This is a genomic window from Gilliamella sp. wkB308 (genome assembly GCF_001690185.1).
Taxonomy (GTDB): domain Bacteria; phylum Pseudomonadota; class Gammaproteobacteria; order Enterobacterales; family Orbaceae; genus Gilliamella; species Gilliamella apicola_I.
In genome coordinates this window covers 188,195-203,524 of sequence record NZ_LZGN01000037.1, presented here as the reverse complement: position 1 = coordinate 203,524, position 15,330 = coordinate 188,195, and the positions used below count along the sequence as shown (strand labels likewise).

The window sequence follows — 15,330 nt, the reverse complement described above, 5'->3', positions numbered from 1 at the left end:
AGGTAATAATAGCTTTAAATGCATAATTACATTTTTACAAAATTAAAAAAGCTCAATAAAAAATAAACAAAATACTCAACTACAGAATATTTAGGAGTTAGATTGTGAATACAAAGGAATTAGCAGAATTAAGAGCAATTATTCCTCAAATGAAACGTGTCAAACATATCCATTTTGTTGGAATTGGTGGCGCAGGTATGGGAGGAATTGCTGAAGTTCTTGCTAATGAAGGTTACGAAATTAGTGGCTCAGATATTGCAGAAAATGCTGTTACTGAGCATCTAAAAAAATTAGGTGCGAAAATTGTGATTGGTCATGCAGCTGAAAATGTGATTAATTCGAGCGTTGTCGTAATCTCTTCCGCAATTTCACAAGATAATATTGAAGTTGTAGCTGCGCGGGAAGCTCGCATTCCTGTTATTCAGCGGGCTGAAATGTTAGCCGAGCTTATGCGTTTCCGATATGGTATCGCTATTGCGGGTACGCATGGAAAGACAACGACAACAGCCATGGTCACCGCTATTTATGCCGAAGCGAAACTTGATCCAACGTTCGTTAATGGCGGTTTAGTTAAAGCGGCAGGCACGCATGCCAAATTAGGTAGTAGCCGTTATTTTATTGCTGAAGCAGATGAAAGTGATGCATCATTTTTACACTTACAACCTATGGTTTCTATTGTTACAAATATTGAACCAGACCATATGGACACCTATCAAGGTAGTGTGGAAAATCTTAAGCAAACATTCATCTCTTTTTTGCGTAATTTACCTTTTTATGGTTTAGCGGTGATGTGTTATGACGATCCAATTAATCGTGAATTATTACCGATTGTTGGACGTAAAATTATTACTTATGGTTTTAGTGAAGATGCGGATGTGGTGATTAAAAATTATCGTCAAGAACGAGGTGTCAGTTATTACACTGTGTGTCGTCCAGATCGTAATGATTTAGAAATCGAATTAAATGCACCCGGTAAACATAACGCTTTAAATTCAGCCGCCGCAATTATTGCGGCGACAGAAGATGGCATAGATGATCAATCGATCATTAATGCATTGGCAAAATTTGCTGGTACAAGTCGTCGTTTTGATTTACTAGGCGTTTTTCCGCATGCTCATGGTAAAGACATTATGATGGTTGATGATTATGGTCATCACCCAAGCGAAGTGAATGCAACGATACAAGCGGCTAAAAATGGATGGCCGGATCGTCGTTTAGTTATGCTATTCCAACCTCATCGATATACACGTACTCGTGATTTATTTGATGATTTTGCTCAAGTGCTATCTCAGGTTGATGCGCTTGTAATGTTAGACGTCTATTCTGCTGGTGAGCAACCAATTGCCGGAGCAGATAGTCGTTCTTTGTGCCGTTCAATTCGTAATCGGGGCAAAGTGGATCCGATTTATGTTTCAGATTTAGATCTCTTACCTGAAATAATGAAAGAAATTTTAAAAGGTGGAGATCTGTTATTAACTCAAGGCGCGGGTAGTGTAGGTCGTATTGCACGTCAGTTAGCCGATGCTCAAATTTTTTCAGGAGAAGGTCTATAATGATTGATAAAGTTGCGGTATTGTATGGTGGAACATCTGCAGAGCGAGAAGTATCGCTTAAATCAGGTCAAGCTGTACTAGCAGGATTATTGGCTAGTGGAGTTGATGCCCATCTTATAGATACTAAAGATCAACCAATTACCAACTTAAAAGAAGATGGCTTTACGAAAGCATTTGTCATTCTTCATGGTCGCGGTGGTGAAGATGGTATTGTTCAAGCAATTTTGACTTATCAAAATATTCCTTATACCGGTAGTGATGTTTTATCGTCTGCACTAACCATGGACAAGTTGAAAACTAAATTAGTTTGGAAAGCGTTGGGTTTACCTGTTGCTGATTATGTTATGGTGGAAAAGAGCTGCTCGATTGATACTGATGCCATTGTGCAAAAGCTTGGGCTTCCTCTATTTGTAAAACCAAGTCATGAAGGTTCAAGTGTAGGGATGACGCGAGTTAATCAAGCTAATGAACTTAAGACTGCTCTCGAACATGCTTTTAAATATGATAATTCTGTTATGGTAGAATCATTTTTATCTGGCCCAGAATTTACCGTTGCTATTGTTGGAGAAGACGTTTTACCGTCAATTCATATCAAACCGGCGACAAAGTTTTATGATTACGATGCAAAATATTTGTCAGATTCTACGCAGTATTTTTGCCCAAGTGGATTATCTGATGAAAAAGAGCAAGAGATCCGTAAGTTAGCACTTGATGCTTATAAAGCGGTTGGTTGCCGTGGTTGGGGACGAGTTGATATTATGTTTGATGCTAATCAAACCCCTTATTTGTTAGAAGTTAACACCGCGCCAGGAATGACGGATCATAGTTTAGTCCCCATGGCTGCAAAACAACATGGCTGGTCATTTAAAGAGCTTGTTAGTCGAATCTTGAATTTAGCAACAATATAACTGGCCTTATTTTTATGAAACAAATTCGGCAAGCTGCTCATAGAAGGGAAAACCTAAAAACTAGGCGCTTGCTTATTTTTAGTAGCAAAGAGCAATTGATTGGTTTTTTGTTTCTACTAACAATTATTGTTATTAGCGTTTGGGTTATTCAAAGTGTTAAAAATTGGATGGATGATCCAGAGCAGATGGTATTGTCACAGTTAAATTTTAGTGGCGAATATACTTATACGACCGAAGATGACCTTAGACAAGCGATTCTGGGATTAGGATTACCTAATACTTACATTGGTCAAGATGTAAATGATATACAACAAGAAATATTAAGATTTCCATGGGTAAAGCAGGTTAGTGTGCGTAAGCAATGGCCAGATAAATTAATTGTTTATGTCGAAGAGTACAAACCGGTCTTTTATTGGAATGATTTATTTTTACTAGATAAAAATGGAAATGTATTTAGTGTGCCGCTAGATCGTATTGGCGAGTTAAAATTACCCAGACTTTATGGTCCGGAAGGTAAAGCAAAACCAGTATTAGAAACGTATTATAAATTAGATGATCTTTCAAAAAAATTAGCTAGTAATCAATTAGCTTTGCATATTCAATCTGCGATAGCTGATGAGCGAAATGCTTGGCAGCTAATGGTGAAACAGTGTATAGCCGATTTTTGTGAAGAAAATCATGAAATAAAATTGATGTTAGGTAACGAACATATCGAACAACGTTATCAACGATTTATCAAATTATTTCCTGAAATTCAATCAAGAATACCAGCAGATGAAAGGATAACGGTCGCTGATTTACGTTATGAGAATGGCATTTCAGTACAAAGAGAAAAAATGGCTCAGTAGGGAATAATTTAAGGCTGAAATATGAAAGCAACAGAAAAAAAATTGGTGGTTGGACTAGAAGTAGGTACATCAAAAGTACTCGCTCTTGTTGGCGAAGTTCTCCCCGATGGTATTGTTAATATCATCGGCGTTGGACATTGCCCATCAAAGGGTGTTGATAAAGGTGGTGTAAACGATCTTGAGTCTGTGGTTAAATCAATCCAACGTGCAATTGATCAAGCTGAATTGATGGCTGATTGCCAGATTTCCTCTGTTTATTTAAGTCTTTCTGGCAAACACATACGTTGTCAAAATGAGATAGGCATGGTGCCAATTGCCGATGAAGAAGTGACTGCTGAAGATGTTGAGAATGTTGTTCATACTGCCAAATCAGTAAGAATACTAGATGAACACAGAATATTACATGTAATTGCGCAAGAATATTCCATTGACTTGCAAGAAGGAATTAAAAATCCAATAGGATTATCTGGCGTTCGGATGAAGGCGAAAGTGCATTTAGTCACGTGTCATAATGATATGGCAAGGAATATAGTAAAAGCAGTTGAACGTTGTGGGTTGAAAGTTGATCAGCTTATTTTTTCGGGTTTAGCATCCAGCTATGCGGTATTAACTGATGATGAAAAAGAGTTAGGAGTATGTGTCATTGATATTGGTGGTGGAACGATGGATGTTACAGTTTACACAGGCGGAGCATTACGTCATTCAGTTGTCATCCCCTATGCAGGAAATGTCGTGACGAGCGATATCGCTTATGCATTTGGTGCTCCTCCAATGGATGCTGAAAATATCAAAATTCGTTATGGATGTGCTGTTGGTTCATTAATTGGTAAAGATGAAGTTATTGATGTGCCAAGTGTCGGTGGTCGACCATCTCGTTCTTTACAACGTCAAACACTGGCTGATGTCATTGAACCTCGCTATTCAGAATTATTATCGTTAGTACAAAAAGAATTATTATCACTACAAGATGAATTAAAAAAACAAAATGTAAAATATCAATTAGCTGCAGGTATAGTATTAACTGGTGGTGCAGCACAAATAAAAGGAATGGTGGAGTGTGCTGAAAAAGTTTTTCAAAATCAAGTTCGTGTAGGACAACCGTTAAATATTTCAGGATTAACTGATTATGTACAAAAGCCTTATTGTTCAACGACAGTAGGATTATTACATTACGGGAAACAAAGTTTATTAAGTGATGATGGCAAAGATAATCATAAGTCATCATTAAAAGGGATAGCTAAACGATTGACCGGTTGGTTTAAAAAAGAATTTTAGCTAATATATTTCAAGAACTTCGTGGACATTGTTGGCGGTTATATGTACAATGTCCTTAGATCGTATATTTGGAGATAAGTTATGTTTGAGCCTATGGTTGCAGATGATGAACCAGCAGCAGTCATTAAAGTTATTGGTGTCGGTGGTGGCGGTGGTAATGCTGTCGAACATATGATTGCTGAGCATATTGAAGGTGTTGAATTTTTTGCGGCAAATACTGATGCGCAAGCATTGAAAAGAATTAAGGTAGGTCAAACTATCCAAATCGGCACGAATGTGACTAAAGGTCTTGGTGCAGGTGCTAATCCGGAAGTGGGTAGAAACTCTGCCGAGGAAGATCGTGAGGTCATCCGCAGTGCAATTGAAGGTGCTGATATGGTGTTTATTGCCGCTGGTATGGGCGGTGGTACCGGTACGGGCGCTGCGCCAGTTGTTGCCGAAATTGCTAAAGAATTGGGTATTTTGACGGTTGCTGTTGTGACCAAACCATTTGGATTTGAAGGTAAAAAGCGTATGGCTTTTGCTGAACAAGGCATCGCTGAGTTAGCAAAACACGTCGATTCGCTTATTACTATTCCAAATGATAAGCTATTAAAGGTTTTAGGTCGTGGTGTTAAATTATTAGATGCTTTTGCAGCAGCAAATGGCGTGCTGAAAGGTGCTGTGCAAGGTATCGCAGAATTAATCACCAAACCAGGACATATCAATGTTGACTTTGCTGACGTTAGAACAGTGATGTCAGAGATGGGATATGCTATGATGGGGTCTGGACGTGCAAGTGGTGATAATCGAGCTGAAGAGGCGGCTGAAATGGCTATTTCAAGCCCACTACTTGAAGACATCGATTTATCTGGCGCACGTGGTGTATTAGTTAATGTAACCGCTGGTTTAGATCTTGGTTTGGAAGAGTTTGAAACCGTGGGTAGCACGGTAAGAGCTTTTGCTTCTGATAATGCAACAGTAGTTGTTGGTACAACTTTCGATCCAGATATGTCTGATGAAATTCGTGTTACTGTGGTGGCAACGGGTATTGGTATGGATAAACGTCCTGAAGCGAAAATAACCAAGCCAATTCAACAAAACTCATTGTTTAGCCAAAATAACAATTTGGGTCAACAAGAAGAGAAATTAGCTAAAGTTGTGAATGAACAAGCAATTTCTCCGCTTGAAGAAAATAAGATTTTAGATATTCCTGCTTTTATTCGTAAACAAGCGAATTAAAAGTGAACTTATTTGATTTTTTATTGTCATAGTTCAATAGAAACAAATAAAAAAACAGTAGGTGCTAATGAAACAAAGAACATTAAAAAAGACAATTCAAGCAACTGGTGTCGGTTTACATACTGGCAAAAAAGTTACTTTGACGTTGCGTCCTGCTCCTGAAAATACGGGTGTTATATATCGTCGTACTGATTTGAATCCTTATGTTGATTTTCCTGTGGATGCTAAATCGGTTCGCGATACAATGCTTTGTACCTGTCTGGTTAATGAAGATAATGTGCGTATTTCGACGGTAGAGCACATCAATTCAGCATTAGCAGGACTGGGTATTGATAATATTATTATTGAGGTTAATGCACCAGAAATTCCTATTATGGATGGTAGCGCAAGTCCGTTTGTCTATTTGCTGCTAGATGCTGGCATCGTTGAACAAAATGCGCTTAAAAAGTTTTTACGCGTTAAAGAGACAGTGCGTGTTGAAAATGGGGATAAATGGGCTGAAGTGAGACCATATAGTGGATTCAGATTGGATTTTACAATTGATTTCCATCATCCAGCAATTGATAATAGTTCTCAACGTTATCAGTTGGATTTTTCATCTGAATCTTTCATTCGTCAGATTAGCCGTGCGAGAACGTTTGGTTTTATGCGAGATATCGAAGCATTACAATCTAAAGGTTTGTGCTTAGGTGGTAGTTTAGATTGTGCCATTGTGGTGGATGATTATAAAGTTCTCAATGAAGATGGTTTACGTTTTGAGGATGAGTTTGTTCGTCATAAAATGCTAGATACTATCGGCGATCTGTATATGAGTGGTCATAATATGATAGGTGAAGTGATTTGTTATAAATCAGGACACGCATTAAATAATCAACTATTACAAGCGTTGTTAGCTAAACAAAGTGCATGGGAATATGTTACATTTGCTGATGATCAAACTGTTCCGCTCGCATTGGGTACAAAACAGCTTGTTTTAGCTTAACAATTTGTTTTAAAAATGAATTTAAACGCTTCCATTTTTTAATGGGAGCGTTTTTGTTTTTATAACTCATGAGATGATGATATGAATAAAAGCCATTTTTTTGCTCATCTTTCACGATTAAAATTAATTAATCGATGGCCGTTAATGCGCAATGTCAGAACAGAAAATGTATCTGAACATAGTCTTCAAGTTGCTTTTGTTGCACATGCATTAGCAATCATCAAAAACAAACATTTTAATGGAAAAGTTAATCCGGAAAGAATCGCTTTATTAGCTATGTATCATGATGCATCCGAAGTGATAACAGGCGACCTGCCTACACCGACAAAATACTATAATCCTCAAATTACAACAGAATACAAAAAAATTGAAAAAATAGCCCAAAACAAGCTAATTAATATGTTACCAAAAGAGTTACAAGATGATTTTAGACCTCTTATTGATGATGATTTTTATGATGAAACAGAAAAAAATATTGTCAAACAGGCCGATGCGTTATGCGCTTATCTTAAAACGATCGAAGAACTCAGTGCCGGCAATAATGAGTTTAGATTGGCTGAGCAGCGTTTGAAAAAGACATTGTCTGAACGTGGAAGCTCTGAAATGGATTATTTTTTAGAAATATTTGTGCCAAGCTTTAGTTTATCGTTGGATGAAATCACGTTAGATAAATAATAAATGTTGAAGCTTAATTGCAGTTAACACAATTAGGTAACTTATGTGTTATTAACTTCTATTTTCATGAGAGATATTTAAAAATTATTAGATCATCACTATTATGATGCTTCTCGATAAAGCACAGCTAATGGCAGTGATATCTTAAAGCATGTTCCTTTTTTCTTACTAAGATTGAATAACTGAATATTACCGCCAAGTTCATCAACACAAGATAAAACTAAATATAATCCCATACCACGATTATCTCCTTTAGTTGAATACCCTTTTTGAAAGATATGTTGTACATCTTTTTCAGAAATACCTATCCCGTTATCGATGATTTCGATGTAAAAATAGCCGTTTTGGACTGTAAAATTTAGCTCTATTTTTTTATCAGCTAAACTGTGAACGGCATCTAAACTATTATCGATCAGATTTCCAAGAATAGTGATTAAATGATGAATGACTAAGTGATTTGAAATAGGGGCGAGCATTCCATTAATGTTAAAAGTTAACGATACCCCTAATTCTTTTATTTGACTCAATTTACTATTGAGAAAACCTGTAATAATGGGGTCTTTAATGTATTGACTAATCTCATCTAATTCTGGTTGTTTATTGCCAATAATTTCTTCAAGATAATTGACTAGTTCTTGTTTGTTGTCTTGATATGCCAGTCCATAAATTACATGCAATTTATTATTAAATTCATGAGATTGCGAACGTAAAGCATCGGCATCACGATTAATACTTGTTAATTTATTTGATAATTGGCGTATTTCTGTTATATCACGAAAAGAGGCAATGGCTCCGACTAATTTATTTTTTACAAATAATGGAATACGGTTAGTTAAAATCACCATACCATTAATATTTTGTTCACAATTATATTCAGCAATCCCCTTGTTCATAACTTCATTTAAACGTGCATTAGGAATAAGTGTGCTAATGGGTTTGCCGATAATGTTTTCCTTACTCTTATCCATATGTAATATTCTAATGGCTTCATCATTAATTTGTGAAATTAATCCATTTCGGTTAATCACGACTATGCCTTCTTTGACGGCTCTAATAATGGCATTATGTTCCTCAAAAAGTTGATCTATTTGGTTGGGTTTTAATCCACATAAAAGCATCTTAATATGACGAGACAATAAACAGACAAAAATCACTGCTAGAGTAAATGACACTAATAAGGACCAGACAGGTTGACTTGACTTTAAAGCTAAATAATTCATTTTATGGCGTGTTTGTCCAACCAAAACAATACCAATTTGTTGCTTATTATCGTTGTATATAGGGCTGGATGCTGTGATCGAATCGCTTAATGCACCTCTAGCAGTGGAAAGATATGATGTTGCTTGTAATGCCTTTTGTTCATTTCCCCCTACAAACTGTTGTCCTGTTTTGCTTTTGTCTAGGTGTGAATACTGTACACCTTGCATATTGAATATTACGACAAAATCAACTAATGCAAGTTGGCGAACTTGTTCGGTATAATATTGAATTGCTTTTAAATTGTCTGATGTAGGATTACTGACTTGATTAATGAGATTATGATTAGTTGATACTAATTCGGCAATATCTTTAAATCGTTGAGAAGATAGATGATAAAACTCTTTTTTTATCATATGGATAGTATAAACATATTCAACAACCACTGAAAATATAAATGCAGCGCAAATCAAACTGATAAGCTTAGTTTTAAGCGTTAATTGATTAAATATAGTTTTCATATTTTATTCTTTAGCAATAAAGTTGACGGTTCAACAATAAGAATGCAGGTGAAAAAATCATTCATTAAATACGCTATTAACAGATTTCATACTCTATGGATTTAATTAATGATTTTGGGGCTATTGGTTGTATTGTTGACTTATTCATTAACACGTTAGCAAACTTGGATCCAAATGCATTCGGTAAAATAGATTCAACAGCAAGGTTATCATCAGTATTGAATATTAAATAAAACCTTATTAGTAGCTAAAGTGGTATATTGAGGCTGATTATCTAAAATATGATTAAATTTACACTGTCGTTTTGTACTTAATGCTAACGCTTTTTCTTCAAAGATTGTCATAACGCATTCCTTATGTTTGATAATAGTGTTAAGAGCTAAAATCAGAAGAGTAAATAAGTAAAAAGCTAATTTTTATTAAAGACATCATTGATAAATATACGTTTTTGTCATTAGAAGTTAGTTTACAAATGACACTGAATATTGAGAGCGATTAGAAAGACATTATTTAGTTTAAAACTAAGGTGATACATTTTATCACCATAGTTTTATATTGCGAACTTTTATACAATTAAGTTTGAATTTTTTAAAAATCTATCTTAGCACCTGCTGTTATATAACGACTATTCTTTTTACTTTGACCAAAGTACTGATAATCAAGATTTAAATTTATCAACTGATATTGATAAGTTATTCCAGCACCTAAATTATACTGATTCTTCGTTCTGTTTGATGAATAGCTATGCATTTTAGATAATCCATTAATACCATTAAGGGTAATATCACTGTCAAATTTATTGCGATTAAAATTAAAAGTATAGCCGGTTTGGCCCGTTAAGGTTAATTGACTGTCCTTATTTTTGAAGAAAGAATAGGTTGCGGTCAAATCTAATGGCATCAATATAGCAGAATTTGTTACTTGACCATATTTGACTAAATTGATCTGATTATAGCTAACATTGTGAGCACTGTTTTCGGTATGAATATAAGTTAAGCCAATACTTGGAATCATTGCAAATTCTTCGGTATTTTGCCAATGATAGCCAACAGCACCACCAAAATTCCACGTTCTGTTATTAAATTTTTCCTTAATAATATTAAAACTATCGTGAGTTTTTAAATCATTTTTGCCAAAGGAATAACCTGCGAATGTTGACCCAAGTATATTATTAGCAAATTTATAACTGGTGTATAACTGAATTTGATATTGTTGGATATCAGAATTATTTGATGAAGCTGCTTTATCCTTATATTTACCTGTGGAATAACCAATGGCACTACCCACTAAAAGGTTATCGATAACTTCTTTATCAAACCCGAGCATAAAGCCATTAGAGGTGTATTTATATCCAGAAATGCCCTGATTATTATCGGTATTTTCATAATGGCGAGTAAGATTAACCCATAAATTATTTTCATCATCTTGGTTTAGATGAAATTGGTGAACTCGTTTATCTAAAATAGCTTTGGTATCATTCAGTGAATTCATTGCGATTTCAGTTAAATGTAAACCATGATTATTATTATAAAGTCCGGCTATATTTTGATTAAAAAATAGTGTCGTTCCTTTTGATTCAATGGCTAAATTACCACGTGCCATATTGCTGAGTATTTGCCAATTTAATTCCCCAGCTTTGGTATTAGTTTTACTTATCATTTCATTATTATTTGTGTTATACATTGATTCATAAGCGACTTTCACTAAATTATCAGTAAAGCGTTTAGCGACATTTTTTGATGTAGTACCTGATTGTTGATAATAACGTGAGATTTGGCGTTTAGCCGCATTTTTTGCATTTTTGACATCATCGAAATTGGTGACATTACTCGCATTGACAAATACAAGTTCATTTCCCGATTGCTTAAAGTTCAAGTCTCCATAAATATTTTGAATAAGTGGTTTTAGTTGTCCGTTTTGAATAGAGTGTATAGTTAATTTATTATTTGCGGCTAAAACTGTCGCATTTACATCAGTCGTCGTATATTTCAATCCATTTTTGATAAAGTCATCTGTTGCTGAAAATTTGGCATTAGATGAAAGATTGATGTTATCACCGCGTATTACATTGACCTGTTTGGTATCTGAAATACCAAAACTAACCATACCATCAATATTGAGTTGAGATGTTTTAGTGGTTTGATCACTAATTGATAGTGATCCTTTAGACGATTCTATTGTCGCATTTTTACCAACATTTAATTTTCCATCTGATGCCAGTTTTATAAAACCATTACCACGACTTGCACTCAATATGGCTTGATCTACGACATCAAAATTACCACCACGGCTGACATCAACCGTTCCTTCACGCATGACAATCATTTTGCCTGTTTTACCAATTAAAACAGAAGAGCGATTTGAATCATTGTTTGTCGTTTCTAATACTGTTTTTGCACCAATAATTTCAATGTCTCCACCCGTTAAATTAAAGGTACGGGTGGTCAGTCTGGCTGGGGCAGAGGCGGTGCCCGCTAGATGATTATCACCACTGCGAATATTCGTATCACCGTCAACAATAACCGTTGTTTTTCCTGTGGCATTTGTACCGGTGCGCATAACGTTACCGGCTAAAATCATCAAACCACCTCGTTTTTTATCTGCCCCTAACTCAACATTAATATCACCTGAAACATGAACGTTAATATCGTGCTCTATAGGATCAAAAGGAAAATCCTTGTGTAATCCTAAATATTGGGTGAAGAATTTGGTATCAAATTTACCAATCCACGTGTCATTGTAAATTTGAAAATTGCCTTTGATGAACATGTTAATGTCACCTTGTGCATTTGAGGCGGATTCGGTGGCTGTTTTGCCACTAAAACCCAAATGGAAAGATGCTTCATCTTTAATCGTTAAACCATTTTCTGCAATAATATTCACTGGCGTAGTGCTGCTATTTGTTAAAAAATAACGTTCATCGATTTGGTTGAAAGGGAAGACGGTGTCTGTAGTCACATCATGATTGTAAGCTTGTACACAATTGGCGCTAAAAGCACTGATTACTAATAAAGATATTGATTTCAATTTCATTGTTTTTTTAAATTAATTTAATACTTTGGAGGTGAAATAATATATTATTAGTAATGATAATCAATATTATTTTAAATTTTTTTTGATTAATATCATTTTCTGCTAGTATTGAGATAAAAACCAGGTTATTGCAATAAGGTCAGCAGAACCACCAGGACTTAAATTGCGTTCAATCAACTTATCATCAAGTTGAGTTAACAGCTGAATGCCATCTGGGTGTGTAATGCCACCTTGCAAAATAATCTGCTTAGCTTGTTGTTTGACAAAGTTTAAACCCTCAAGCCCACCTCTTGATACCAAATTGGTATCCTGATTATAGGCAAGCAAATACAATAATGCTTGTAATAGCGAATCTTCTTCACTATAACCATTTTGTTGCATCTGTTTGTAAATAGGGAGCGAGATATTTATTGCTGTAGCATAACCGGATTCTGCTTCTCCTCGTGCGCCAGATAGATTGTGTAGTTTAAATAACTTTTCACCAACAGATTTTATTTGATGATTCTGTTTAAGCTCATGATCAACAATACCTTGGCAAATTGTCGACACTTCGTGGCTGATACTTTGAATATTGAGTTGTCGTTGTTGTTTCGTTAGTCTACCGATAGCGCCAAGTAACAAACCAAAAGCAAAAATCCCGCCTTTATGGGTATTAATTTGATGTGTGGCATGGTACATTGCTTGTTCACACTGTATCCCGATAGGTCTTATATCAGTTAGAAAAAGATGAGGATCTTTGTTTGCTGAATCTATTCCATATTGATAGAAGGGTTCAAACCAACAGGATATTGCCTCAATACTTGCAATGAAAGTTTGAAAATTCATATCACGGTGAGCGCCGTTATTGTTCATATCAACCAGCCCGGGTTTGGGCGATAAACATATCTCTCTGATTAAAGCTTTAATGGCAAATTGGACTGGTAAAGATTGCTGATCTTTAATCAGTTTTGATTCTATGAATGCCACTTGCTTTGAATAATCGTTCATTATTGATTAATACCTATATGAAATGTCAAACTTGGTTATCTTGTTGAAATTTTTAGAAAATGTAATTGCATGAGTTAAACCGTCACATTACCAATCTATTTAAAAATAGATTGGTAATTGGAGAACTAGTAATCATTATGCGATGATGTAGCAAGTACTTCACGATTTCCATTGTGGCTTGGCGCACTGATAATGCCTTCGACTTCCATTTGCTCCACAATTCTTGCTGCTCGGTTGTAACCAATTCTAAATTTTCGCTGAACGCTTGAAATTGAAGCTCGGCGAGTTTCAACAACAAATTCCACAACCTGATCGAATAGGGGATCCAGTTCTTCGTCCAGACTATCTGAACTACCGCTTTCACCGTCATCGGTAGCTACGGTGACATTTTCAATGTATTTTGGTGTACCACGCGCTTTCCAATCTTGAACGACGGCATGGACTTCTTCATCACGGACAAACGCACCATGAACACGTATTGGAATTGAACTATTAGGTGCAAGATAAAGCATATCTCCCATACCAAGTAACGATTCAGCCCCCATTTGATCTAAAATAGTGCGTGAATCTATTTTACTCGATACCGTAAAAGCGATACGCGTAGGAATGTTGGCTTTGATTAAACCTGTAATTACATCTACGGATGGGCGCTGGGTTGCTAAAACAAGGTGAATACCGGCAGCCCGTGCTTTTTGAGCAAGCCTTGCAATTAATTCTTCGACTTTTTTACCCACCGCCATGATAAGATCGGCAAACTCATCAACCATAACGACAATATAAGGTAATTTTTCCAATGTTGGCATATTGAGATCCATACTATCGGTTGGTTTCCAAAGTGGATCGGGAATCGGTCTACCCATTTCTTCTGCTTGTTTAATTTTTTCATTATAACCAGCGATATTGCGTACACCTAAAGCTGACATTAGTCGGTAACGCTTTTCCATCTCATTAACGCACCAATTAAGGGCGTTAGCAGCGTCTTTCATATCGGTGACGACTTGTGTTAATAGATGAGGGATTCCTTCGTAAATTGACAGCTCAAGCATTTTAGGGTCGATCATAATAAATCGAACATCTTCCGGTGATGATTTATATAAAATACTTAAAATCATGGCATTGACACCAACAGATTTACCTGACCCCGTGGTACCGGCAACCAGTAAATGTGGCATTTTTGCTAAATCGGCAACCACAGATTGCCCTGAGATATCTTTACCTAACACTACCGTAAGTGGCGATTGGGCATTTCTAAATTGTGGGCTGTCTAAAACTTCTCTAAAATAGACTGTTTGTCGATTTTTATTCGGTAACTCTATGCCAACATAAGGTTTGCCTGGAATGACTTCTACCACACGGACTGATGGCATTGAAAGCGAACGAGCCAAATCCCGATCTAGCGTAGAAATACGAGCAGCTTTGATACCCGGTGCAAGCTCAATTTCAAAACGAGTAATAACCGGACCCGGCATATAATCGACAACTTTCGCTTTGACTCGATAGTCAGAAAGGCTTTTTTCGATCAATTCTGCCATCGCATTTAAGGCTGCATGATCCACTTCAATGCGTGTTGTTGGTGGTGCAGTAAGCAAGTTTAATGACGGCAACGGTGTGGTTGGTTTTGGTAATGGTTTATCATCACGTCTTAATAATGGGTGAATCAAACTTTCACCCTCATCATTTTCTTCTTCTTCGCTGTCACTATCACTATCACGCAAAGTTAAAGTGTGTACTTGAGGCTCATCAAGCCTTACCTCTTCTGGATAAATGTCATCTATAATTGGGTTTTCTTGTTTAAGAATGTCCATATCGACATCTTCAGGTGGTTGTGTTACTTGGTTTTCAACCTCAAAATTATGCTGAGTTTCAACTTTTGTGGTATAAGGTGTATTTATTTCTTTGAAATATGATATTTCTCTCGTTAGTTCATCTTGTGTTGCAACGATTGGACTATCAGGATTAGCTTCGTGCGCATTATGCGTTAAGGTAAATAACGGTTTGCTCGGCGCATCGGTGATCGTGTATTTATCTTCTTCAAAAGGCTCTGTTATTTCAAGCTTTTTAGCTTGAATGTCTTGATCGTCAGCTTGAATTAACTGGTCTTGATTTTGTTGTTCACTGATGTTTTTCAAA

11 protein-coding genes and 1 pseudogene are annotated in these 15,330 nt (G+C 36.0%); 7 read left to right on the top strand and 5 right to left on the bottom strand.

What is annotated here, in order from left to right; all coding sequences use genetic code 11:
* Positions 1-104: 104 nt before the first annotated feature.
* The 7 genes from murC to yfbR all read left to right on the top strand — a co-directional run bounded on the left by murC (position 105) and on the right by yfbR (position 7,462).
* Positions 105-1,553, top strand: coding sequence for a UDP-N-acetylmuramate--L-alanine ligase (gene murC / locus A9G10_RS07325; protein WP_065558889.1), 1,449 nt, complete (start codon positions 105-107; stop codon positions 1,551-1,553).
* Positions 1,553-2,461 carry a D-alanine--D-alanine ligase gene (locus A9G10_RS07320; protein ID WP_065558888.1) on the top strand — a complete coding sequence of 303 codons (909 nt, stop codon included), beginning with the start codon at positions 1,553-1,555 and terminating at the stop codon, positions 2,459-2,461. The genes murC and A9G10_RS07320 overlap by 1 nt, the downstream gene beginning before the upstream one ends.
* Before the next feature lie 14 nt (positions 2,462-2,475).
* Complete coding sequence (locus A9G10_RS07315; RefSeq protein ID WP_065558887.1) at positions 2,476-3,309, top strand: FtsQ-type POTRA domain-containing protein; 834 nt, start codon at positions 2,476-2,478, stop codon at positions 3,307-3,309.
* A gap of 21 nt (positions 3,310-3,330) precedes the next feature.
* A complete protein-coding gene (gene ftsA, locus A9G10_RS07310) occupies positions 3,331-4,584 on the top strand; it encodes a cell division protein FtsA (RefSeq protein ID WP_065558886.1) in 1,254 nt (417 codons plus the stop codon).
* 81 nt (positions 4,585-4,665) lie between these two features.
* Positions 4,666-5,805 (top strand): cell division protein FtsZ, encoded by a 1,140-nt coding sequence (gene ftsZ / locus A9G10_RS07305; RefSeq protein WP_065558885.1) that lies wholly within the window; start codon positions 4,666-4,668, stop codon positions 5,803-5,805.
* 67 nt (positions 5,806-5,872) lie between these two features.
* On the top strand, positions 5,873-6,787 hold the full coding sequence (lpxC, locus tag A9G10_RS07300; RefSeq protein ID WP_065558884.1) for a UDP-3-O-acyl-N-acetylglucosamine deacetylase: 915 nt from the start codon (positions 5,873-5,875) through the stop codon (positions 6,785-6,787).
* 81 nt (positions 6,788-6,868) lie between these two features.
* Positions 6,869-7,462 carry a 5'-deoxynucleotidase gene (gene yfbR, locus A9G10_RS07295; RefSeq protein WP_065558883.1) on the top strand — a complete coding sequence of 198 codons (594 nt, stop codon included), beginning with the start codon at positions 6,869-6,871 and terminating at the stop codon, positions 7,460-7,462.
* A gap of 101 nt (positions 7,463-7,563) precedes the next feature.
* Here yfbR and A9G10_RS07290 read toward each other — a convergent pair whose 3' ends face one another.
* The 5 genes and pseudogenes from A9G10_RS07290 to A9G10_RS12940 form a co-directional block, all read right to left on the bottom strand.
* Positions 7,564-9,180, bottom strand: a complete 1,617-nt coding sequence (locus A9G10_RS07290) for an ATP-binding protein (protein ID WP_065558882.1) — start codon at positions 9,178-9,180, stop codon at positions 7,564-7,566.
* A 212-nt stretch (positions 9,181-9,392) separates the two neighbouring features.
* The gene (locus A9G10_RS12945; protein WP_257006726.1) at positions 9,393-9,524 is read right to left on the bottom strand and encodes a hypothetical protein; all 132 of its coding nucleotides are present in this window, start codon (positions 9,522-9,524) and stop codon (positions 9,393-9,395) included.
* Positions 9,525-9,768: 244 nt separating this feature from the next.
* Positions 9,769-11,286 carry an autotransporter outer membrane beta-barrel domain-containing protein gene (locus A9G10_RS13010; protein WP_442903219.1) on the bottom strand — a complete coding sequence of 506 codons (1,518 nt, stop codon included), beginning with the start codon at positions 11,284-11,286 and terminating at the stop codon, positions 9,769-9,771.
* Between the two features lie 1,029 nt (positions 11,287-12,315).
* Positions 12,316-13,200 carry a triphosphoribosyl-dephospho-CoA synthase CitG gene (citG, locus tag A9G10_RS07280; protein WP_081299129.1) on the bottom strand — a complete coding sequence of 295 codons (885 nt, stop codon included), beginning with the start codon at positions 13,198-13,200 and terminating at the stop codon, positions 12,316-12,318.
* Between the two features lie 125 nt (positions 13,201-13,325).
* Positions 13,326-14,867: pseudogene (locus tag A9G10_RS12940) on the bottom strand (DNA translocase FtsK); the annotation flags it as partial.
* Between the last annotated feature and the right edge of the window lie 463 nt (positions 14,868-15,330).